This is a genomic window from Halomonas salipaludis (assembly GCF_002286975.1).
GTDB classification, from domain to species: Bacteria; Pseudomonadota; Gammaproteobacteria; order Pseudomonadales; family Halomonadaceae; genus Franzmannia; species Franzmannia salipaludis.
In genome coordinates, this window is the sequence record NZ_NSKB01000006.1 from 465,830 (window position 1) to 488,400 (window position 22,571).

Below are 22,571 nucleotides of genomic sequence, written 5' to 3' on the forward strand. Positions count from 1 at the left end.
TCAGCTCTCCAGCAGCAGTCTGAGCGTCAGGCCCAGCACCAGGGTCGAGGCCACGCTTACCAGGGTGCCCAGCAGCACATATTCGGTCAGCTTGCGGTCCTTCGATTCACGCAGGTCGCCGTAGCGTAGCACCGATTTGGCGGCCAGCAGGAAGCCCACCGCGGTGAGCTGGTCGAGCAGCACCAGGGAGAGCACCAGCAGGCGTTCCAGCATACCGATGCGGGCACCGGCCCGGGCCAGGGTGCCGGTATCCTCGAGCTGGCTGCTCCAGCGCTTCATCAGCATGGCGATGGCGAACGAGAAGGGCCGCGTCACGATCAGGTAGGCGGTGGCGACGCCCAGCACCGTCGGCGTGAGCAGCCAGGCGCCGAGCGCTTCGAGTGGGGCCAGGCTGCCGAGCCAGGCCAGCCACACTACGCATAGCACCAGCAGGTGCAGCAGTTGGTCGAGCAGGAACCAGCGCAGCCGGCCGGCGGGCAGCGTCGCCTTGCCCAGATCGATCAGCCAGTGGCTGGTGGTCACCGCCATGGCAGCGGCGAGCACCCCCGGCAGGCCAGGAGAGGCCGGCAGCAGCCAGGCGGCTACCAACAGCACCAGTGCCGTGAGCCCGGCGTGGACCAGCACGTGGTAGAGCAGGTGGCGCGAGCGGTGCAGGCGACGCACCCGCTCGTCGACCCAGTGGCGCGGCTGCAGCAGGAAGTCGCCGGCCAGGTGGGCCAGCACCAGCCCGATCAGCAGGGAGAGGTCGTTGGGGGTCATCGGCGTTTATCCTTTTCCGCCAGCCGCTCGCGCAGGTAGGCCAGGGTATCGGCCAGCAGCGGCCAGCGGGCGGCACGCAGTCGCTTGTGCACGCTGGGCTGGCGTATGCCCAGGTGATCGGCCATGGCCTGCTGTGAGGTCTCGCTCTCCAGGCTGAGCCTGACCACCTCGGCCGAGTAGCGCGACCAGCTTGCCACCATGTCATCCAGGTAGCGCGTCAATAGGGCCAGGCTACCATCGTCCGTTTCGTCGAGCAGTGCCAGCGACAGGTGCGAGCTGCCCTCGCTCAAGGCATCCAGGTCGTGACCGGAGCGCACGAAGGGCTCGCTATCCGCCGTGGCGAGTCGGCCGTTGCCGGGCCAGCTTGCCGGCCCTGCCGCCACCGCAATACGGGCGTCCCAGCGCTGGTCGGCCTCGGAGTGCTCGATCAGTGCCGCACGCAGGGCGATAGCCACCTCCATGGCAGCCGCGGCCCCGGGTAGGGCCAGCTGGAAGCCATCGCCGCGGAAGCGTTCGCTGCGTCCGCCATGCCGGGCGGCCAGTTCGCCCAGGGTGGCGTCCAGCAGTGCATAGAGGCGCTGGCGATCCGCGACCTTGCGTGAGTCGATCACATCGCCGGTCAGCACGGCGATTCGCTGGGTCATGGCAGGTGCTCCAGAGAAGAGTTGCTCATATAATAGCCCAAAAAGGCTATTTTGAAATGAAATAACCCTTGAGGGCTATATGTGAGGGTTATCGATCCATGGGGCTATTGTGGCTCAGCGGGCCAGTTCACGCATGGCCTCTTCCAGTCCTGCCAGTGTCATCGGATACATGCGCTCGTCGATCAACTGGCGGATCAACTGGGTAGAGTGGGTGTATTCCCAGGCTCGCGGCGGCATGGGATTGAGCCAGGCCAGGCGCGGGAAGCGTTCGACCAGGCGCTTGAGCCACACAGCGCCGGACTCCTGGTTGAAATGCTCGACGCTGCCGCCGGGGTGAGTCACTTCATAGGGCGACATGGCGGCGTCGCCGACAATCACCACCTGATAGTCACTGCCGTAGGTATGCAGCACGTCCATGGTCGGGATGCGCTCGCTGTTGCGGCGCAAATTGTTGCGCCACAGCCCTTCGTAGACGCAGTTGTGGAAGTAGTAGGGCTCGAGGTGCTTGAACTCCGAACGCGCCGCCGAGAACAGCTCCTCGCAGGTGCGGATATGGTCGTCCATGGAGCCGCCGACATCGAGGAGCAGTAGCACCTTGACGGCGTTATGGCGTTCCGGGCGCATCTGCACGTTGAGCAGGCCGCCATCGCGGGCCGTCTCGCGGATGGTGGCATCGACGTCGAACTCCGCCGCCGCGCCCTGACGGGCGAACTTGCGCAGCCGGCGCAGTGCCATCTTGATGTTGCGCGTGCCCAGCTCCAGCGAGTCATCGTAGTCGCGGAAGCGGCGCTCGTCCCATACCTTGATCGCCCGGTGATGGCGCGACCCCTCCTGGCCGATGCGGATGCCCTCGGGGTTATAGCCGTAGGCGCCGAAGGGACTGGTGCCGCCGGTACCGATCCACTTGTTGCCCCCGGCGTGGCGCTCCTTCTGCTCCTCGAGGCGCTTCTTGAAGGTCTCGATCAATGCCTCGAGTCCGCCCAGGGACTCGATCTGCGCCTTCTCCTCCTCGGAGAGCTGCTTTTCGAACTCGCGGCGCAGCCAGTCGTCGGGAATCAGCGCCTCGATGGCGGCATCGAGATTCTCGAGCCCCTCGAACCAGGCGGCGAAGGCGCGATCGTAGCTGTCGAAATGCCGCTCGTCCTTGACCATCACGGTGCGCGCCACCTGGTAGAACGACTGCATGTCGGCGAACACCACGCCGTGTTCGACCACGGCATGCAGATCGAGCAGCTCGCGCAGCGACACCGGCACGCCGGCGCGCTTGAGGGTCTCGAACAGGCCGATGAACATCGCTCAGCGACCCTTGCGACGCAGCATGAAGGCCAGCCGCTCGAGCAGCTGGGTATCCTGCTCGTTCTTGACCAGGGCGCCTGCCAGCGGTGGGATCGCCTTGGCGGGATCACGCTGATAGAGCGCCTCCTGGGCCAGCTCGTCGCTCATCAGCAGTTTCAGCCAGTCGACCAGCTCCGAGGTGGAGGGTTTCTTCTTCAGCCCCGGGGCCTGGCGCAGCTCGAAGAACACCTCCAGCGCCTCACCGACCAGCTTGGGCGCGATGTCGGGGAAGTGCACGTCGACGATCTGCTGCATGGTCTCGCGGTCGGGGAACTCGATGTAGTGGAAGAAGCAGCGGCGCAGGAAGGCGTCGGGCAACTCCTTCTCGTTGTTGGAGGTGATGACGATGATCGGCCGGTGGCGGGCGGCGATGGTCTCACCGGTCTCGTAGACATGGAATTCCATGCGATCCAGCTCCTGGAGCAGGTCGTTGGGGAATTCGATGTCGGCCTTGTCGATCTCGTCGATCAGCAGCACCACCCGCTCGTCGGCGGTGAAGGCCTCCCACAACTTGCCGGGCTTGATGTAGTTGGCGACGTTCTCGACGCCCTCTATGCCGAGCTGGGAGTCGCGCAGGCGGCTCACCGCGTCGTACTCATACAGGCCCTGGGCCGCCTTGGTACTGGACTTGATGTGCCAGGTGATCAGTTGCGTGTTGAGCGAAGCCGCCAGCTCCTCGGCCAGCAGCGTCTTGCCGGTACCCGGTTCGCCCTTGATCAGCAGCGGGCGCTGCAGGGTCACCGCAGCGTTGACCGCCTGCTTGAGCGCCTCGGTGGCGACGTAGGAAGAAGTGGAATCAAACGCCATGGGTGAGCCTCTATGGAATCGGTCGTAGATTCAAACGAGTGTATCAATATTGCTCGGCTAGCCGATAGGCCTCCACTAGGGTGGCTGGGTCGTGCTCGGCGTGACCGCGACTGGCGTGGGCGCGCAGCAGCTGGGCGGCGAGGCCGCTCATGGGGGTGGCGCTGCCGGCACGCTGGCTCTGGGCCGCGGCCATGTCGAGATCCTTGAGCAGGGTGCGCAAGTGCCAGGCGGGATTGGCAAAATCGCTTGCCGCCATGCGCGGGGTGAGGATCTGGAACGGCTTGGAGTCGGCAAAGCCGCCGGCCAGCGCCTCGCTCAGCCGGCTGGCATCGACGCCGCTGGCCTCGGCCAGGGCTACCATCTCGGCGATCACTGCCGCCTGGCAGCCGACGATCATCTGGTTGCAGACCTTGGTGACCTGGCCGCTGCCCACTGCGCCCATGTGCGTGATCCGAGCCGCCAGCGGCGCCAGCAGTGGGCGTGCCGAGGCGATACTCGCCTCGCTGCCGCCACACATGATCGCCAGGCTGCCGGCCTCGGCGCCGGCCACCCCACCAGAGACCGGTGCATCTACCCAGTGCATGCCGCACTGCTGATCGAGACGCGCAGCGCAGTCCCGGGTCGCCGCTGGGTCGCTGCTGGAGAGGTCGATCAGCAACTGGCTGGGGCGGCCGTGAGCGGCAACGCCGTCGGCGCCGAACACCACCTCTTCTACCGCCGCGGTATTGGCCAGGCACAGCATAATTGTGTCGACCTCGGCGACCAGTTCGCCGATCGAGGCTGCCGCTCGCGCCCCGGTCGCGACCAGGGAGCGGGCCTTGGCTGGGGTGCGGTTCCAGACCGTGACATCGAAGCCTGCAGACAGCAGACGCCGCGTCATGGGGGCGCCCATCAGGCCGATGCCGATAAAGCCAATGCGGAGGTAGGACATGGCATGTTCCTCACAGATAAAGCCACAGCATGCGCGAAGCTACCAAAGGCGACAATGCGAAAGCGTCTGCCGGAAGCCAACGCCCGATAATGTCATGGGTGAAGAGAACGGCAAGATACACTGGCAAGCCCCGATAAAGCAGTAGATGCGCCGAAGTAATGCACAGCGGTCAAAAAAAGCCCCTATTTGGTGCAGGGCAGCATGGATGGCGTAGGCAGCGAGCCCTGTCTGGCACGCAATATATGTGTAAAATGCTGATTTTTAATGGCCTTTGTAAAAGTTGGCTCGGTCAATGCATTATATTACGCAGACAAACACAGACAACGGCGCTTCACCTGCATCGCCTGAGTCGCAGCCAACAACAAGGATTACGCTGCGATAGGTGGAACGCCCACATCACCTCCATCGAGGTGATACACCGAGTGAGCTGGCGTGCTCCCCTGGTCCCCTTCGGGGGACCTTTTTTATGGGCGAAGGAAAATCTCGGCGCCCATGGCGAGTGCTGTCAAGCAATTATGGGAGCTAGCAGCCTGCGGCTCCACCGTCGCTGCGTGGGTCATGGGCGCCTTCGATCAATCCGTCCGGGTGGTGCACGATGCCGCCGGCGTGGCCCATGCTGTCGCTGAACGCCTCGGGCAATACTTCCACGTCATGGCCCAGGGCGCGGAGTGCTGTCACCGTGTCGTCGGGGATGCGTGACTCAAGCTTGAGGTTGGTGCTCGACTCGCCCCAGGTGCGGCCCAACAGCCAGCGCGGCGCACTCACCGCCTGCTGCAGTGTCTGGTGGTGGAAGGCATAGCGCGAAAAGACCGCGGCCTGGGTCTGCGGCTGGCCCTCGCCGCCCATGGTGCCGTAGACCAGCGTGCGTCCATCTCGGAAGCGGGCCAGCGCCGGATTGAGGGTGTGGAAGGGCTTGCGGCCCGGCCCCAGCCCGCGCAGCGAGTCGGTATCGAGGCTGAAGCTGATACCGCGGTTCTGCCACAGCACGCCGCTCTCGGGCAGCACCACGCCGCTGCCGAATTCCCAGAAGATGCTCTGGATGAAGCTCACCGCACGGCCCTGGCTATCCACGCAGCCCAGCCACACCGTATCTCCCGGCAGCGCCTGGTGTGGCCAGGGCAGTGCGCGCTGCATATCGATCTGCGCCACCTCGCGTTGGAGTGCCGCCTCCTCGAGTAGTGGCTGCAGCGGGGCGGGCAGCCTCTCGGGGTCGGTGACCAGGTGGTCGCGCAGGATGAAGGCGCGCTTGGTGGCCTCGATCAGTCCATGCAGGTGGGCCACGCTCTCGCCCTCGGCCACCTCGAGGCGCGCGTAGAGGGCCAGGATCATCAGCGAGGCCACGCCCTGGGTGGGTGCCGGCAGGTTGTACAGCGTGGCCTCGTCGAGACTCACCTCCAACGGCGTGACGCGGCGGGGGCGATAGCGGTTGAAGTCGTCGCGGCGCAGCGGGCTGCCCAGCGCTGCCAGGTCGCGGGCCATGCTGGTGGCCAGCTCGCCGCGATAGAAATCGTCGAGCCCGGCCTCGGCCAGGCGTCTTAGGGTACTGGCCAGGCGCGGCTGGCGCAGCCGGCTGCCTTCCAGCGGGGCCTCGCCGGCGTTGAGGAAGGCGTCGCTGAATCCCGGACTCGCAGAGAGCCGCTCGCGATGCTTGGCGGTCAGCTGCTGCTGGCTCCTGGTGACCGCTATGCCCTGCTCGGCATGGCGGATGGCATCGGCCAGCAGCTGCTCCAGCGGCAGCGCCTGCCCCCAGTCGGCGGCGACTGCCAGCGCCTCGTGCCAGCCGCCGACGGTGCCGGCCATGGTCAGCGCCGCCAGCGGGCCGCGCTCGGGGATGCTGGCGTGACCGGCATAGAAATCAGGGGTCGCCAGGCCGGCGGCGGGACCACAGGCATCGATGGCCAGCGGGGGCTTGCCAGGTTCGTGAATCAACCAGAAACCGTCGCCGCCCAGGGCATTCATATGCGGGTAGGCGACGGCAACGGCCGCGGCAGCGGCGACCATCGCCTCGACCGCATTGCCGCCGGCCTTGAGTACGTCGCAACCGGCGTCGGCGGCAAGGTGATGAGGGGCGACACACATGCCGCCGTAACTGCGTTGGGTATGGATCATCGGGCGTGTCTCTTGTTGTCGGTCGGGTGTTGTCGATCGGGCGTATCCGGGTTACCAGCCGATGGCCCGGGGCAGCCAGGTGGCAATGGCGGGGAACGTGAACACCAGCGCCACGGCCAGGAACTGCAGCGCGATAAAGGGCAAGGCGCCCTTGTAGATATCCAGCGTGGAGACCTCCTTGGGCGCCACGCCCTTGAGGAAGAATAGCGACCAGCCGAAGGGCGGGGTCAGGAACGAGGTCTGCAGGATCAACCCGACCAGAATGCCCAGCCACACCATGTCGACACCCAGCTGCACGAAGAATGGCAAGAACAGCGGCAGCGCGATATAGGTGATTTCGATCCACTCGAGGAAGAACCCCAGCACGAACATCAGCAGCAGCATGAACAGTAGCGCACCGGTCTCGCCGCCTGGCACCCAGTCGAACATGCGGGCGACCAGATGCTCGCCGCCCAGGCCGCGGAACGCCAAGCCAAATACCTGGGCACAGATCAGGATGAAGAACACCATCGCCGAGATCAGCAGGGTGGCGGTGGCCACCTCCTTGAGCAGGTTGAAGCTGAGGCGCCCGGAGAGAGCGACGAACAGCAGCGCGCCCAGCGCTCCCATGGCGGCTGCCTCGGTGGGGGCTGCGACACCACCGATGATCGAGCCGAGCACCGCCACCACCAGGCCCACCGGTGGGCCGACCACCAGCACTACCTTGCGGAGCAGCTGCCCGCGTGAGAGGGCGGCACGCTCAGCGGCCGGGATTGGCGGCATCAAGCCCGGCCGCAGCGCGGCCAGGACCAGGATGGCGACGATGTAGACCGCCGCCAGGGTCAGCCCAGGCACCATGGCGGCGGCAAACATGGTGCCCACCGATTCACCGAGGATCTCGGCCAGCAGGATCAGCACCAGGCTCGGTGGAATGATCTGGCCGAGGGTGCCTGAGGCGCAGATCATGCCGGTGGCCAGCGACTTGGGGTAGCCGCGCCTCAGCAGCGTCGGCAGGGTCAGCAGACCCAGCGTGACAATGGTGGCGCCGACGATGCCGGTGGCGGCACCCAGCAGCACCCCCACTGCGATGATGGCCACGCCCATGCCGCCTGAGATACTACCGAACAGATGGCCCACCACGTCGATCAGCTCCTCGGCGAGCTTGGATTTCTCCAGCATCACGCCCATGAACACGAACAGCGGTATGGCCATGAAGGTGTAGTTGGTGACGACGCCGTAGATGCGCGACGGCAGTAGGTTGAAGAGTGCCGGCCCGAAGCCGATGAAACCGAAGAAGAACGCAGTGCTGGCAATGGCGATGCCGACCGGCAGGCCGATCAGCAGCAGCACGAAGAACGCCCCGATCATGCCGATCGCGAGCCACTCGTTAGGAGACATCAGTCATTCACCTCTTGGCGGAAGGGCAAAGGCGTGGCGCAGGACATGTGCCAGGCTCTGCATGGCAAGCAGCAGGAACCCCAGTGGTATGAAGGACTTGAGAGCCCAGCGCCAGGGCAGTCCACCGGGATTGGGGGAGGCCTCGTTGCGCACCCACGACTGGCTGATCCAGGGCAGCGTCAGCCAGGCCGCGTAGAGCCCGATCGCCAGCAGCAGCAGGCCGCCAATGACTTCGATGACACGCTGCAGCCCTTCCGGAAAGCGTTCGTAGAAGACATCCACGCGCACCTGTTCACCGGCGTAAAGCGCATAGGACATACCGAACAGCGCGATCGGTGAGATCAAGTGCCACTGCAGCTCCTGAAGCCAGATCGCGCCAATCCGGAACAGGTAGCGCATCAGGACATCGCCGGCGACCAGCAGTACCAGTACCACGCAGGTCCAGGCGGCGATCCAGCCGAACAGCCGGACCGCCGCCTCGAGCCCGTGGACCAAGCGTTCCACGGCGCGCACGCTACACCCCCAGAATGTCTTTGAGCCACGGTCCTTCGCTGATGCTGGCCCAGCGATCATGGTTGGCCTTGAAGGCCATGTAGCTGTCGTGGACCTTGCGCACCATTGGGTCGGCGTTGGCCTCGGTTTCCAGGGTGTCGAGGGTCGCCTCGCGCAGCGCCTCGACCACCGGCTCCGGCAGGACCTGGGCGGTAACGCCGTGATTTTCCACCAGGTCGGTCAGTGCCTCGCCGTTGACGGCTTCCGACCAGGCCAGGCTCTCCATGCAGGCGGCCTGGCAGGCGGTGCGCACCATCATCTTCAGGTCGTCGGGCAGGCTGTCCCAGTGCGACTTGGAGATCAGCAGTTCGCCGGTGGTGGCGGGTTCATGCCAGCCGGTGGTGTGGTAGTACTTGGCAGCGTTCTGCAGTCCCAGGCGGCGATCCTGATAGGGGCCGACAAACTCCGCGGCATCGATCACGCCGCGTTCCAGGGCGGGGAATATCTCACCGCCCGGCAGCACCCTGGCATCCACCCCCAGCGCCGCATAGACCTGGCCGGCGAGTCCGGGGATGCGCATGCGCAGCCCGTTGAGCTGGCTGACGTCTTCGATTGGTTCGCGGAACCAGCCGGTCATCTGCACCCCGGTGTTGTTCATCGGCAGGGCTACCATGCCGTAGGGCTCGTAGACCTCCTGCCACAGCTCCAGGCCGCCGCCGTGGTAGAGCCAGGCCATGTGGCCCATGTAGCTCATGCCGAAGGGCACGGTAGTGAAGTATTGGGCGGCGAAGGTGGTGCCCGACCAGAAGTAGCTGTTAGCGGCATTCATCTCGATGGTGCCGGCCTGCACGGCCTCGAATCCCTCGAAGGCGGGTATCAATTCGCCGGCGGCGAAGTGCTGGATATTGAAGCGCCCGCCGGACATGGCATTGATCTTGTGGATGATGTCGGTGGGACTGCCGGGACCTTCGGTGTAGAAGGGCGCGCCGGGGCCGTAGGCATTGGTCATTCGCCAGTTGACGGTCTCGGAGGATTGAGCGCGGGCGATGGCCGGAGCACCCATGATCATGCCGGCGGTGGAGGAGACGGCGGCGGTAGTCAGGAACTTGCGACGAGATAGCGACATTGCGTTCACCCTTGGGCAGCAAATGGGATGGTGTAGCGGTTGCCACCCTGGGCGATGCAATGGATGTGCCATAAAATCGATTTTTTATGTCTACGCTGATTTTCCCGCACGTTATCGGTAGTGGCCATGGGCCGCCGCGGGGCTATCCCACGGCTCGCCGTGCACCAAAAGCGGCTGGACCCTCAGCAGTTTGTGCCGCGATGGCGCGACAGCAAACGAGTGGGCATGTGTTGCCTGGGTGCGGGATAGATACAGGCATAGTGCACCCGTGCCGCAATAGCGCAGGTGCCGTGAGAGAGGGATGAATAAGGTGGGCATGACGTGGGGAGAAAAAAAGCTGGCGTACTCCCCTGGGGTGAACTGGCGTGCACCCCCGATCCCTGAAGGGACCTTGTTGTCTTGTTGAGTCGCTTGTTCGACCAGACGCCTTGTTGTGGTTGTGCGCCCTGTGTCGACCCATGAAGTGTCGTAGCCACGGCCCACGGAAACAATGCGACCTTGGTTCAACGTCGCCGTTCGGCGCTCGCTGGCTGGTCCATGCCCGGCGTCGACTGACCGAACTGCAGCTCGGCGAGCTGACGGTAGAGCGGGCTGCTGGCGAGCAGTTCGTGATGACGCCCGGCGGCCAGCAGCCGTCCGTCGTTCATCACCAGCAGGCGATCGGCGGAAACCACCGTGGCCAGCCGGTGGGCAATGACCAGGCTGGTGCGACCCACCATCAGTGCGTCCAGCGCCTGTTGGACCAGCCGTTCGCTCTCGGCATCCAGGGCGCTGGTGGCCTCGTCCAGCAACAGCACGCGGGGGTTCTTGAGCAGCGCGCGGGCAATCGCCAGGCGCTGGCGCTGGCCGCCGGAAAGCTGTACCCCGCCGGGCCCCAGCGGCGTATCGAACCCCTGCGGCAGCGCCTCGATGAAGGCCAGCGCATTAGCATCGCGAGCCGCCTCGCGTAGCGCCGCATAGGAGGCATTGGCCTGTCCATAGCGCAGGTTGTCGGCCACGCTGCCACTGAACAGCACGGGTTCCTGAGAAACCAGCCCCAACTGGCTGCGCAGGGCCTGTAGGTCCAGCCGGGCGAGGTCGATCCCGTCCAGCGTCAGGTAGCCGTTGTCGGGATCATGGAAACGCAGCAGCATGGCCAGCAGGGTGCTCTTGCCGGCGCCCGAGGGGCCGACCAGTGCCACTCGCTCGCCGGCGGCAATGTTCAGCGTGACATTATCCAGGGCGGGAATGTTACGTCCCGGGTAGCAGAAGCTCACGCCATGCAAATCGATATCGCCACGCAGCGGGTCGGGCAGTGGCGTGGGGGCTGTCGGCGAATGAATGGTGGGCTGGGTATCCAGCAACTCGAGCAGCCGTTCGGCCGCGCCGGCCGCGCGCTGGACGTCGCCGGCGACTTCCGCAAGCGTTGCCACGGCGCCGGCGGCCAATACGGCGTAGAACACGAACGCCGATAGCTCACCGGGACTCAGGGTGCCGGCCAGTACCGCCTGGCCACCCTGCCACAGCATGATCCCCACGGCGGCAAACACCGCCAGCATGGCGATGGCGGTGAGCCAGGCCCGCTGACGGGTGCGTACCAGCGCCGTGTCGAAGGCGTCCTCGACGCGTTGAGCGTAGGCGTGGCGGTCCACGTCCTGGTGATTGAAGGCCTGCAGGGTACGAATGCCGCCCAGCGCCTCGCCGGCGTAGCGGCCCAGTTCGGCGACACGGTCCTGGCTCGACCGCGACAGGCGGCGTACCCGCCGGCCGAACCAGAGGATCGGCAGCAGCGTGGCAGGGATGCCGAGCAGTGCCAGTGCAGACAGCCAGGGTTGCGTGATCAGCATCAGCACCACGGCGCCGACCAGCATCACCGCGTTGCGCAGCGCCATCGAAACCGACGAGCCAAACAGGCTCTGCAGTACGCTGGTATCAGCGGTCAAGCGCGAGGTGATTTCGCCGGCGCCATGATCGCCGCGCTCGGCGCTCTCGAAGAAGCCGGGCTCCAGGGTCAGTAGATGGTCAAAGACTTGCCGTCGAAGGTCGGCGGCGAGCCTCTCGCCGATCCAGGTCACCAGGTAGTAGCGCAGCGCCGAGGCGGCGGCCAGCACCGTGACCACCGCCAACAGCAGCGTCAGGACACGGTTCAGGCTGGCGGCGTCGGACGCCATGAAACCCTGGTCGATCACCAGCCGCAGCCCTTGTCCCAGCATCAGTACGCTGCCCGACGCCAGCAGCAGGGTCAGCGCGGCCAGCGCCAGTCGGCCGCGATACGGACGCAGCAGGGTAAGCAGCCGCAGCAGGGTGCGAGGATCGGGAGCAGGCGTCATGATGTCGCTGGCCGGGAAATGCCTGGGTTCAAAGCTTGGGCGCGTCGTAGGTGAGCGGCTCATCGCTGTATACGCAGACATTGGCATCTTCGATATCACCGTCCTCGGCGTCGAGGTGAGTAGCGAAGAAGTCACGAATCTCGCGGCGTTGGCAGTGTGCCTCGAAGGCGGCGCGGTTGGCCCAGATCTCATGGAAGACGATGGGATAGCTGGAGCCCTGCGCGAACGGATTATCGATATGGCGGGTAACCGTGTACAGCAGACAGGCGTCTTCACGGTGGGCGTTCGGCTCGAGTGCCTGAAGCGCTTTGAAGAGCGCCTCTTCCTTGCCTGGCTTGGGTTTGAAGCTGGCGGTGCAGTAGATCTTCGCGCTCATGGCGGCTCCGGGTAAGGCGGTTTGACCCGCGACGATACCATTGCCGCGCTGAGTTGCGAAATTGGCTGCAGCGTTCAGGCCTCTACGGCAGTCAGCGTGCCCGGCGGGGCGACGACCACCTGGTTGCGGCCGCGGGCCTTGCCGGCGTAGAGCGCCTGGTCGGCGCGCTGCAGGGCGCCGTCCAGCGTCGTTTCGTCGGCGTACAACAGGCTGATGCCCAGCGTAACCGATAGCGCCGGCGGTGCCGGCTCGATGCTCAGTGCGATGTCGCTGACCTGCTGGCGCAGCCGCTCGGCGATGGTAATGGCGGTGTTCAGCGTCGCATCGGGCAGCGCGACGATGAACTCCTCGCCGCCATAGCGGCCGATGATGTCGGTATCGCGCAGCGCTGCCTGGCAGCAGCTGGCCACCGCGATCAGCGCCTGGTCGCCGATGCGGTGGCCGTAGCTGTCGTTGAGCTGCTTGAAGTGGTCGATATCGATCATGAACAGTGCCAGCGGTGTGCCATTGCGACAGGCACGGCACAGTTCGCGTTCGGCCAGCTCGAAGAAGCGGCGACGATTGTACAGCCCGGTAAGGTGATCGGTACTGGCGCTATGGCGCAGCTGACGCTCGAGCTGGCAGCGCTCTTCGATTTCTGCCTGCAGCCGGCGATTGGTGTCGCGCTCCTCCTGCAGCGACAGATACTGTAGACGCTGCAGCCGATTGAGGCGCAGCTGGGTGATGCCGCCGACCAGGTTGACGACGCCTAGCAGCAGCAGGTTGCTGGTCAGCACGCCTACCGGTGCCGGCATCCACAGCAGCACCGCAGCGGTGAAACCGGCGATCAGATAGGCGTTCCACGCCAGCGTCCACGGCAGGCGGTTGGGGACCAGCAGATAGAGTGCCATGCTGACCACGAGCACCGATGTCAGATGGGTGCTGAAGCCATTCGAGCGTAGCGGAATGGTCAACAAGAGCCCGCTGATGGTAATCAGGCAGAGCAGATTGATAGGCAGGCGTCGATGCGCCAGGCGCGGCTGGCGACGCAGCGCAATCGCCAGTAGGATGCAGCTCGTGGCCACCGTGAATCGCATCAGCAGCAGCCAGGCGAAGGCACGGCCGGTGCCTACCTGAGCATGGTCGGCGAAGCCGAACAGCAGGAACAGTGCCGCTGCCAGCAGGGCGGCATGCTGCATCTGACAGGCATCATGAGCGAGCGTGGAACGACGATAGCGAGACTCAAGCGCAGGGTCATCGAATTCGGCCCACGGTGTGAACTTCGCCACCGACGGTAGCGTGGATTGGCTGACCGGCATTACCACATCCTTGGGCGGCCCGCCGTAGGCTGGCCTTCCCGTCCCCTTGCTGCTGTTAGTGTTATGTGATCGGCGCGGGCACAACGCTGAGTCTTGCGCTGCAGTGCGCAATAGCAAGCATGGCAGGAATTACGTCGCCCGCCACAGGGGATCGTCCAATATCCTATTTCACCTACATGCAGCGTAAGCAATCGTCTACAGAATAGGTGTGAGGCGGTGGTACCAGAAACGTCATGCCAACGGCGGTGAGGAGGGTGATTTCGATGGCTGTTCAATCCCTTAGGCCCCTAGAGCCGCTTGGCGACAATGAGGCGATGCCGTGACGGGCCACATCGCACTTAGCCATCGCGAGCGTTTCAAGCGGTTGAGCGCGTTGCTCGGCGCCTGGCAGTCGCTGTGGCAGTCAGCGCCGTTTCACCAGCGCATGCCCGGCTGGGCGGCAGCGTATCCAGCCTTGTACGATGCGGCCAGGGCACTGGACGCCGATACCCTGGCGGGTTTGCATGAGGATGATCCTTATGCATCGCCGGCGGGCAGTATGGCGCATCCACTGGCCGAGCATCTGCCGCTGGAAAGGCTTGCCCATCTGTGCGCAGTACCTTCGCTAGCGACCGAGCGGGCTTCGTTGCCGGCGGCCTGGGCAACCCATGTCGGTGGCCGCAAATGGCGGCAGATCGAGGCCTTTGCGCCCCATGTACCGCTCGGGCCTGAGGCCCGCCTGGTGGAGTGGTGTGCCGGCAAAGGGCACCTGGCGCGTGCCTTGAGCCGCCTGCATCAGCAGCCGGTAACGGCCCTCGAGTGGCAGCCGACGCTGTGTCGAGAGGGGCAGCAGCTAGCCGCTCGCCAGGGAGCACGGGTCACCATGCTCGAGCAGGACGTGATGGCCGCTACGGCGGCCGATAGGCTGACGGCCTCGAGCCAGGTAGTGGCGCTGCACGCCTGCGGTGATCTGCACGTGCGGCTGCTCGAGTTGGCTGCCGACTGCGGTGCCGGGGTAAGCCTGGCGCCATGCTGCTACCAGCGCACCGCCGCAGCGCGCTATCGACCGCTGTCGGCGACCGGACGTGCCCTGGCCGCGCGGGATGCACTGGCCCTCGAGCGCGACACCCTGGCCCTGGCGGTACAGGAAACCGTGACTGCCCCACGGCAGGTGCGCCGCCAGCGCCGCCGCAATGGCGCCTGGCGCTTGGCCTTCGACCTGCTGCAGCGCGAGCTGCGCGGCATTGACAGCTACCTGCCGGTGCCCAGCCTGGCCTACGGGCGCATGCCACCGACCCTGGCCGAGTTCTGCGCCTGGGCCGCCGAGTGCAAGGGCCTGGTGCTGCCGTCGCGGATCGACTGGGCGGATCTCGAGGCGCGCGGTTGGCAGCGTCTGGACGAGGTCGAGCGGCTCGAGGTGGTGCGCCAGCTGTTTCGTCGGCCGCTGGAACTGTGGCTGGTGCTCGACCGCGTGCTGATGCTCGAGGAGGCGGGTTATACGGTCACGCTGGCGACCTTCTGCGCGCGGCAGCTGACACCACGAAATCTGCTGATTCAGGCGGCTTGCGACGCTCGGCACGACCACTCATCCGAGGTATCACATGACGCACTCTGATCCGCCAGTTGGCGCTGAGCCACGCCAGGGGCTCGGTGAGTCGCCGCTGCTGCCGCTGTCGCCGCGTCTGGCACCCTGCCTGGCGCTGCACACGGCGGCCGGCTGGCTGGTCGTGGTGCTGGCGGTGGCGTGGATGCCGCTGGGCGATTCGCCGCTGCTGGCCTGGCGCGCCTGGCTGGTGGCCGGCGTTGCGGGCTGCGCTGCACTGGGCGTGGGCTTGGCGTGGTGCGAGGCGCGGCGGCGCGGCTATGCGCTGCGTGAGCATGACATCGTTCAGCGCCGCGGGCTGTTGGTGCAGCGCCTGCAGGCGTTGCCGCTGGTGCGGCTGCAACATATCGAGACGCGCAGCAATCCGCTGGAGCGCTGTTTTGGCTTGGTGCGGCTGGCTTGCTTCACCGCCGGGGGGCGCGGTGCCGACCTGCTGATCGAGGGGCTGCCCGCGGCCCAGGCCGAGCTGCTCAAGCAGCAGCTGTTGGATCGCCTGAGCGGCGCTTCGCGCGAGTCGTCGGCGTGAGCGACCCGCTCGCCGAGTGGCAGCGGCTGTCGCCGTGGGCGATGGTCTCGCTGCTGCTGACCCAGGCGGCCGAGCAGGGGCGTCAGCACCTGCCGCTGCTACTCGGCGCCGGTGCTGGTCTGACGCTGCTCGATGCCGTCGGCTGGCGCGAGCTGCTGCTGGCCGGCGGCGGGGCGCTGTGCCTGGCGCTGCTGCTGGCCTGGCGCTATTACCGGCGTTTTCGGTTTCGGCTCGAAGACGATGTGCTGGTGATCCACAGCGGCCTCTTCGAGCAGCGCGAGTACAAGCTGGCGGCGCACCACGTGCAGCAGATCGCCACGCGTCAGCCGCTGCATATGCGGCCGTTCGGCGTGGTCGAGTGGCAGGTGGTGCCGCTGGCCGGCGATGCCTCGCGAATAACCCTGCCGGGGATTCGCCAGGCTATCGCCGAGGCGCTCAGCGAGCGCCTGTCGCCCTTCGCCTTGACGCCGCAAGCTGCAGCACCTGCCCACTACATACTCACCGCCAAGGGCCTGCTGCTGCACGGCCTGACCAGCCGTTCGGTGATGGTCGCCGCGGCCATGCTGTCGCCGCTGATCCGCCCCCTGGAGCGCTGGTTGCACGATATCGCGCCGTCTCTGGCATGGCGTGACTGGCTGCCGACCACGCCGCTGCTGCTCGCCGCCCTGGCCTTGCTGGTCGTACTGGCCGTCGTGCTGCTGCTGTCGGTGATGGCCGCTGTGTGGCGCTTCTTCGGCTACCGCCTGGTCGAGCACGGCGGACGCCAGATCCAGACCAGCGGCCTGCTGCAGCGCCAGCGCCAGAGTCTCACCCTATCGCGCCTGCAGGTGGTCGAATGGGTCGAGACCGGCCCCGGGCGCCTGCTTGGCTGCGGCTATCTGGTTTGCCACCAGTTCGGCGGTACCGGCGACGAGGGGCGCCGCTTCCTGGTGCCGGGGATCACCGGCGGCGAACAGCGGCGTCTGCTGGCCACCCTGTGGCCGGGGCTGACCTGGCCCGTCGAGCTGATCCGCGTCTCACGCCACTATCGTCGAGTGCTGCTGCTGCGAGGGGGATTGCTGGGCGGGCTGCTGCTGGCCGGCAGTGCCGCACTGCTGGACGCGACGCTGCCCGGCTGGCAGTGGCTGCTGCTGGCTGCCGCGGTGGTGGCGCTGGTGGTGCTGGGGGCCTGGCGCCGCTGGCATTGCCAGGGCTGGGCGCGCAGCGGCGACTACCTGTGGGTGCGTCACGGCCTGTTCGGCCTGCGCACCCATGTGTTCGCGCTGCACAAGGCGATCACAGTGGACGTGCGCCAGAGCTGGTTCCAGCGCCGCCGTGGGCTTGCCACACTGCATCTGCACCTCGCCCACGGGCGGGTAGTCTTGCCGTTTATCGAGCATGCCACGGCCCTGGCACTGGCCGATGAGTTGCTGACGGCCTGCGCCTCGGACTCAGTCGTCGAACCGCCAGACTAGGGAGCGCTCGCGGGGCCAGCGTCCGTTGTCGAGTGTGGCGCCGTCGGCGTCCTGGACCACGTAGCTGTGTTGCCCCTGGTGGCGCAGTGCTGCGGCCAATTGGCCCAGGCCACGGGGACTATCGGCACTGAGTATCACCAGTGGCCGTTCGGGGTGGTGCCACATGCGTGCTGCGCTGCGCTGGCCGACCTCGGGCGGCACGCTGACGGCCCGTTCATCGAGCCAGTCGTGGACATCGTCACTCAGCCCCACCAGCAGCGTTAACGGTGTCGCGTCATGCTGGTGTGCCACCCCCGGCCGTTGGCCCAGCAATTGCAGGGCCAGCGACTCGCTGCCCGGGCTTGCCGCCAGTACCTCGACATCGCCTGCCAGCAGCAGCGCGCGCAGGGTGGCCGGCGGGGCGTCGAGTTCACGCAGCACATCCAGGTGCGGATCGATCTGCAGCGCCAGCGGGCGCTCGGCGAGGTCGATTCGTATCCGCTTGCGGGGTGCCTCCAGGCTGATGCTGCGGTGTACCTCTGCGTCTCGGGTGGCAATGACAAGTGGCAACTTCAGCGGCCAGGTGGCGCCGTCAGCCTCTTGGCGCAGCGTGACCTCGAGGCGCCAGCGATCATCCCGCGGTGTGCGCTGAACATCCTCGAGGACGATGCGTGGGCGACCCGGCTGACGCAGCCAGGCAGAGAAGAAGTCATCCAGAGAGGTGCCGGCGGCCGCCTCGAAGGCGGCCTGCAGGTCGTCCCAGCCGGCGCTGTGGAACATGTGTGTGTCGGCCAGCTCGCGCAAGGCGCGGTCGAAGGCGTCGTCGCCAATCCGCTGGCGCAGCATGTGCAGCACCATGGCGCCGTGCTGATAGCCGATCAGCCGTGCGGCGGGGTCGCGATCGCCGCGAAAGGCGATCAGCGGACGTTCGCCGGCGGCGGGCAGGGTGGCGAGGTCGGTCAGCCAGCGGCTGCGGGTGTCGTAGGTGTCGCCGCGCAGCTCATCCAGGTGATAGTCGGCCAGGTAGGTGGTCAGCGCTTCCGACCAGTTGCCGGCGCCACGCTCGAGGCGCACCCCGGTTCCCCACCATGCGTGCATCAGCTCATGGGCCAGCGAGGTATGGGGGATGAAGGGTAGCGGGATGACCCGCTCGCCGAGCAGTGTAAAGCCCGGGAAGGCCAGGCCCACCGGCGCTGGGGTGGCGGCAATGGTAAAGCTGGCGAAGGGGTAGTCGCCCAGGCGCGCTTCGAACAGTGACAAGTGGTTGGCGGCGTGATGCAGGTAGGTATCGGCGAAGGCGTCGTCCAGGGCGCTGGGAAACAGGGTGCGCAGGCGTACGTCGCCGACGGTGTGCTCACGCAGCTGCCAGGGGCCGGCAGCGACCTCGATGCTGTCGCTGCGCGGATGCTGGTAGTGCTCGCGGGTGGCATCGGCGTCGCTGTCGTCGCTCACCAGCGAGCCGCTGGCCACGCCGCGCTGCTCTGGCGGCAGTTCGAGCGTCAGCGACAGCGAGAAGGGCGCGTCGAGCAGTGACGGATACCAGCCAGCGTTGGCGGGGAGAAAACTGCCGGCCTCCTCCAGGCGCAGCCCGCGCTGTTGTGCTGCGGGGGAGAGTTGGCCCTGCCAGTGAATGATGCGGTGCTGGCCGTCATGCTCATCGAGGGTGATCTCGAGCCCGGCAAGCAGCGCGACCTCGCCGGACGCGGGGGCCGGGCTGAGTTCGAGTTCGCCGCGCAGGCTCGCGCTGGCGGGGTCGAGCCACAGTCGCATGCTCTTGTGTGGCAGGTCCTCAGCGCTAGCGCCGAGGCTGCACAGCATGCCCAGGCCTCCCAGCAGGGCGCCGTACCAGTGGGCTTGGAACCGGTGGTGCGACATGGGCTCAGTGGCGCGGCGGGAAGCGCGCCAGCACTTCCTCGCGGTCGCCCTGGCGCGAGATGCCCAGCGGCAGCAGGGTGCCCGGCGGCTGATCGCGGACCACCGCGATCAGCTCGCCGGGACTGGCAACGGGGCGGCCGGCGGCCTCGACGATTACGTCGCCGCTGACAAGCCCGGCGCGCTCGGCAATCGAGTCGTCGCCCACGGCCTGGATCAATACGCCGTCGGCGTGGCTGTCGATCATCACCCCGAGGCGCGCCGGGGTCGCCGGTTCGAAGCCGTCTTCGTCAGCCAGCGCATACAGGGCGTCGGCCAGGCCCGCCGGGGGCTGGCACTGGCCGTTTGGCTGCCAGGGCAGCAGGGTCTGCTGCGCGGCTACGCCGAGATCGGCCAACTGATGGGGCACGCCGTGGCCGTAGGTCAGGTGACCCTGGCCAATCAGCGCGACCAGCAGGGGAGTGCCGCTGGCCTCGCTGGCGTGATCGACGAGTGCCTCGTGGATGCCCTCGGCCATGGCTCGGTCCCAGGCCAGTTGGGCGGCGATGAAGCGCTCGACGCCATACCCCGACTCGTCGTCCCCCGGATGCTGGGCAAATACCGCTGCGAGCCGTTCGCGATAGGCTGCCTGGGGGGCGGCGGGTGGCGTGAGGTCATGGCGCTGCTCGGCGGGCACGCTGTCCCAGCCTTCGCTGGCCAGGCGCTGACGTAGTGCCGGGAGAATGTTCAAGGCCACCAGCGGAATCTGCTGCATGCGCGCGAAGTGTAGGATCGGCAGGTAGAGTGCCGGGTCATGGCCCCAGTGCTCATGCCAGCCGCTCTGTGCGAGGAACTGGGCCTCATCGAGCTCGCCGGCGACCCAGGCATCGAGCGCCGGCTGCGACTCCCGCGGCAGCATTTCCAGCCCGATCAGCAGGTCGTCGCGGTGGCCATGCAGCCCCGACAGGGTATGCAGCTGCCAGCGATGGTGGGCGAGACGATCATGCTGCTCACCGAGCAGCACCACCTCGTGGCTGGCCAGTTCGCGCATCATGGTGGCATTGGAGGCGTGGCGGCCATCGTCGAGCCGCCACTCGCCCGGCGCGGGGCAGGTCTCGGCCAGCGCCGCCAGCGGCATCAACAGGGCCGTCGCGAGGAGGGCAGCGCAGAAAGTGGTACGTCGAGACGGCATCGAAGACTCCTGGCAGCGATAGCCCAGTAAAGACCACGCCAAGGCTGAGACAATTCCCGCGGCGCCGCAATCCTAGAACAGGCTCATGCGCGTCATCACGCCGTCGCGGCGAATCAGCCAGTGATAGAGCGCCCCGCAGATGTGCAGTATCACCAAACCGAGGATGACCCAGCCGAGCCGGCCGTGCCAGACGAACAGTTGCTGCGACAGCGCCTCGTTCTCGCCGACCAGGCCGGGCAGGTTGAACTGGAAGAACTGCACCGGGAAGCCGCCGGTCGCGGTGGCCAGCCAGCCCAGCACCGGCATCGCCAGCAGTGCCAGATACAGCAGATGATGCACGGCAGTGCTGAGCAGGTGCTGGAAGGGGGGCAGCGGCGGGTCATGCAGCGGCACCACGAAGATCAGCCGGGTGATCAACCTCGCCGTCATCAGACCCAGCATCATCACCCCGGCGGTCTTGTGCAGGGTGTAGAGCGTATCCGTGCCGGCCCGCCCGAGGCGTTCCATAGCACCCTCGAAGCCGAGAAACCCCAGCGTCAGGCCACTGCTGAGCGAGAACAGCAAGACCACTGCCACGCCCCAATGGAGCAGGCGGTGCGGGTAGGCGTAGCGGTCGGTCATCGGCGGCCTCCATGGAGCAGGGTAAGCGACGGGTCGCCTGTATATGTAACAGCGTAGCCGATCTACCCACTGTTCATCAGATGACGATTGATTGATGTCCCTGTGAGAGGGTAATGCAACTAAGGTCTAGGTGTTGACGGCGAATTGGCGATTGACAGCCGATCAAGCAGAGGACTAGCCTGAATGAAGAAAGTTACCGGTAACATTGATGTTGTGCATGGATTATCGAGTAACTTTCCTGGAGCTGAAAATGCCTTGCCCTGCCCCATGCTGTAGGGGGCTTGATACGCAGGTTACAGGCTTGACGCAACGCTGATTCCTGGCCGTCTGTTAGACGTATGCGGTATGTCATCAACCGGCCATTACAACAAAGCATCACACAATGGAGACTCACGCCATGACCCCTATCTTACGGACTACGCTCACGCTGGCCGGCGCGGCCACGCTTTCGATCAGTATTGCCCATGCTCAGTCGCCCGAGCTTTCCGATCCGCCCACCATCGACGGTGATACGGTTGGCGACCACGGCAGCGTTACCCTGCGCATGGGCATTGGCTTGGCCGAAACCTCGCCGCAGTATCTCTCCACCCAGTACTTCGCCGATATCCTCGATCAGCGCAGCGAAGGGCGCATCAGCGTCAATATCTTCCCCAACAGCCAGCTCGGCGACGACGTGCAGATGATGGAAATGCTGCAGACCGGCTCGCTGGACATGACCTACCCGTCGAGCTCGCCGGCCACCACCTACGTCGAGGAGCTGGCAGTGTTCGACCTGCCGTTCCTGCTGCCGACCCGCGAGGCGGCCATTGCGGTACTCAATAGCGAGGTCGCCCAGTCGATGCTGGATGGTTTTGACGGCACCGGCATCAAGGCCCTGGCGTTCTCGGAAAACGGCTTCCGCCAGCTCTCCAATAGCGCCCGCGAAGTGGCCTCTCCGGAAGACGTGGCCGGCCTCGACGTGCGCGGCCTGTCGGTGCGCACCATGGAGAACCCGGTGCACCTGTCGATCTGGGAGGCGCTCGGCGCCAACCCCACGCCGATGGCCTTCGGCGAGCTGTTCTCGGCCATGGAGCAGGGCGTAGTCGACGGCCAGGAGAACCCCTGGAGCACCATCCTCACCTCCAACTTCCATGAGGTGCAGGATTACGGCTCCGAGACCCGCCACGTTTACACCCCGTTTATCAAGATGATTTCCGAGCGCACCTGGGATCGCCTCGATGCCGAGTATCAGGACCTGATCCAGGAAGCCGCCCTGCAGGCAGCGGAATACGAGATCCAGCTGGCCACCGAGTATGACGACTGGTCTCGTAATCAGCTCGAGGAGCGCGGCATGCAGATCACCCGCCTCGACGACGACCAGATCGCTGCCTTCCAGGACGCCGTGCAGCCGGTCTACGAGGAGTGGGCACCGCGCATCGGTGAAGACTTGGTCGCCGAGATCCAGCAGATCGTCGCAGACACCATGAACGACTGATATCGCATGACGATGAGCGACGCGGGCCCGTGGTTGGTCCGCGTTGCGTCTGTCTGCCCTTGGAGCGCCTATGCAACCCTCTCACTCACCGCCCCCGGACCCGTCCGAGTTCCTCGACGACCCGCGCCGCCAGCCGCTGGAGATCGATACCCAGCAGCGCCGCGGCCCGGCGGTCTTCCGCTGGCTGACCATCGGCATGGAGCACCTGATTGCCGCCCTGCTGGTGGCGCTGATCGTCTCGGTGTCGGCCAACGTCATCGGTCGTGCGCTGCTCAACCATTCGCTGCCGTGGGCCGATGAACTGGCGCGCATGCTGTTCATCTGGCTGA

At 66.1% G+C, this 22,571-nt stretch carries 20 protein-coding genes; 5 read left to right on the forward strand and 15 right to left on the reverse strand.

Annotation, left to right across the window (positions count from 1 at the left end; all coding sequences use genetic code 11):
* The 12 genes from CK498_RS17830 to CK498_RS17885 all read right to left on the reverse strand — a co-directional run bounded on the left by CK498_RS17830 (position 1) and on the right by CK498_RS17885 (position 13,563).
* Entirely contained in the window at positions 1-759 is a 759-nt protein-coding gene (locus tag CK498_RS17830; RefSeq protein WP_095622191.1) for a DUF3307 domain-containing protein, read from the reverse strand.
* Entirely contained in the window at positions 756-1,403 is a 648-nt protein-coding gene (locus CK498_RS17835) for a hypothetical protein (RefSeq protein ID WP_095622192.1), read from the reverse strand. The genes CK498_RS17830 and CK498_RS17835 overlap by 4 nt, the downstream gene beginning before the upstream one ends.
* A gap of 114 nt (positions 1,404-1,517) precedes the next feature.
* Entirely contained in the window at positions 1,518-2,696 is a 1,179-nt protein-coding gene (locus tag CK498_RS17840; RefSeq protein ID WP_095622193.1) for a vWA domain-containing protein, read from the reverse strand.
* Between the two features lie 3 nt (positions 2,697-2,699).
* Positions 2,700-3,545 carry an AAA family ATPase gene (locus CK498_RS17845; RefSeq protein ID WP_095622194.1) on the reverse strand — a complete coding sequence of 282 codons (846 nt, stop codon included), beginning with the start codon at positions 3,543-3,545 and terminating at the stop codon, positions 2,700-2,702.
* Between the two features lie 43 nt (positions 3,546-3,588).
* The gene (locus CK498_RS17850) at positions 3,589-4,476 is read right to left on the reverse strand and encodes an NAD(P)-dependent oxidoreductase (protein WP_095622195.1); all 888 of its coding nucleotides are present in this window, start codon (positions 4,474-4,476) and stop codon (positions 3,589-3,591) included.
* A gap of 522 nt (positions 4,477-4,998) precedes the next feature.
* Entirely contained in the window at positions 4,999-6,585 is a 1,587-nt protein-coding gene (locus tag CK498_RS17855) for a gamma-glutamyltransferase family protein (protein WP_095622196.1), read from the reverse strand.
* Positions 6,586-6,636: 51 nt separating this feature from the next.
* Positions 6,637-7,962 carry a TRAP transporter large permease gene (locus CK498_RS17860; RefSeq protein WP_095622197.1) on the reverse strand — a complete coding sequence of 442 codons (1,326 nt, stop codon included), beginning with the start codon at positions 7,960-7,962 and terminating at the stop codon, positions 6,637-6,639.
* A 3-nt stretch (positions 7,963-7,965) separates the two neighbouring features.
* Positions 7,966-8,475 (reverse strand): TRAP transporter small permease subunit, encoded by a 510-nt coding sequence (locus CK498_RS17865; protein ID WP_095622198.1) that lies wholly within the window; start codon positions 8,473-8,475, stop codon positions 7,966-7,968.
* 1 nt (position 8,476) lies between these two features.
* A complete protein-coding gene (locus CK498_RS17870) occupies positions 8,477-9,580 on the reverse strand; it encodes a TRAP transporter substrate-binding protein (RefSeq protein WP_095622199.1) in 1,104 nt (367 codons plus the stop codon).
* A gap of 503 nt (positions 9,581-10,083) precedes the next feature.
* A complete protein-coding gene (locus CK498_RS17875; protein ID WP_095622200.1) occupies positions 10,084-11,889 on the reverse strand; it encodes an ABC transporter transmembrane domain-containing protein in 1,806 nt (601 codons plus the stop codon).
* Between the two features lie 28 nt (positions 11,890-11,917).
* Positions 11,918-12,265, reverse strand: coding sequence for a putative quinol monooxygenase (locus CK498_RS17880; protein ID WP_095622201.1), 348 nt, complete (start codon positions 12,263-12,265; stop codon positions 11,918-11,920).
* 74 nt (positions 12,266-12,339) lie between these two features.
* On the reverse strand, positions 12,340-13,563 hold the full coding sequence (locus tag CK498_RS17885; RefSeq protein ID WP_095622202.1) for a GGDEF domain-containing protein: 1,224 nt from the start codon (positions 13,561-13,563) through the stop codon (positions 12,340-12,342).
* A 319-nt stretch (positions 13,564-13,882) separates the two neighbouring features.
* On the opposite strand from CK498_RS17885, the gene CK498_RS17890 reads away from it, so the two are divergent.
* The 3 genes from CK498_RS17890 to CK498_RS17900 are packed head-to-tail and all read left to right on the forward strand — an operon-like array spanning position 13,883 to position 17,125.
* Positions 13,883-15,157, forward strand: a complete 1,275-nt coding sequence (locus CK498_RS17890) for a methyltransferase (RefSeq protein WP_229359130.1) — start codon at positions 13,883-13,885, stop codon at positions 15,155-15,157.
* Positions 15,144-15,671: a PH domain-containing protein gene (locus CK498_RS17895; RefSeq protein ID WP_095622203.1), complete on the forward strand. Its 528-nt coding sequence runs from the start codon at positions 15,144-15,146 to the stop codon at positions 15,669-15,671. The genes CK498_RS17890 and CK498_RS17895 overlap by 14 nt, the downstream gene beginning before the upstream one ends.
* A complete protein-coding gene (locus CK498_RS17900; RefSeq protein WP_095622204.1) occupies positions 15,668-17,125 on the forward strand; it encodes a PH domain-containing protein in 1,458 nt (485 codons plus the stop codon). Before CK498_RS17895 ends, CK498_RS17900 begins: the two co-directional genes overlap by 4 nt.
* On the opposite strand, the gene CK498_RS17905 is transcribed toward CK498_RS17900, so the two are convergent.
* The 3 genes from CK498_RS17905 to CK498_RS17915 form a co-directional block, all read right to left on the reverse strand.
* Positions 17,102-18,979, reverse strand: a complete 1,878-nt coding sequence (locus CK498_RS17905; RefSeq protein ID WP_095622205.1) for a M1 family metallopeptidase — start codon at positions 18,977-18,979, stop codon at positions 17,102-17,104. The genes CK498_RS17900 and CK498_RS17905 overlap by 24 nt on opposite strands.
* A gap of 4 nt (positions 18,980-18,983) precedes the next feature.
* Positions 18,984-20,147 (reverse strand): ChaN family lipoprotein, encoded by a 1,164-nt coding sequence (locus CK498_RS17910; RefSeq protein WP_095622206.1) that lies wholly within the window; start codon positions 20,145-20,147, stop codon positions 18,984-18,986.
* Between the two features lie 72 nt (positions 20,148-20,219).
* Complete coding sequence (locus CK498_RS17915) at positions 20,220-20,768, reverse strand: cytochrome b (protein WP_095622207.1); 549 nt, start codon at positions 20,766-20,768, stop codon at positions 20,220-20,222.
* Between the two features lie 397 nt (positions 20,769-21,165).
* Between CK498_RS17915 and CK498_RS17920 the strand changes: the two genes are divergently transcribed.
* Positions 21,166-22,242 carry a TRAP transporter substrate-binding protein gene (locus CK498_RS17920; RefSeq protein ID WP_095622208.1) on the forward strand — a complete coding sequence of 359 codons (1,077 nt, stop codon included), beginning with the start codon at positions 21,166-21,168 and terminating at the stop codon, positions 22,240-22,242.
* Between the two features lie 70 nt (positions 22,243-22,312).
* The coding region (locus CK498_RS17925; RefSeq protein WP_141246977.1) for a TRAP transporter small permease at positions 22,313-22,571 on the forward strand (259 nt) is incomplete at its 3' end.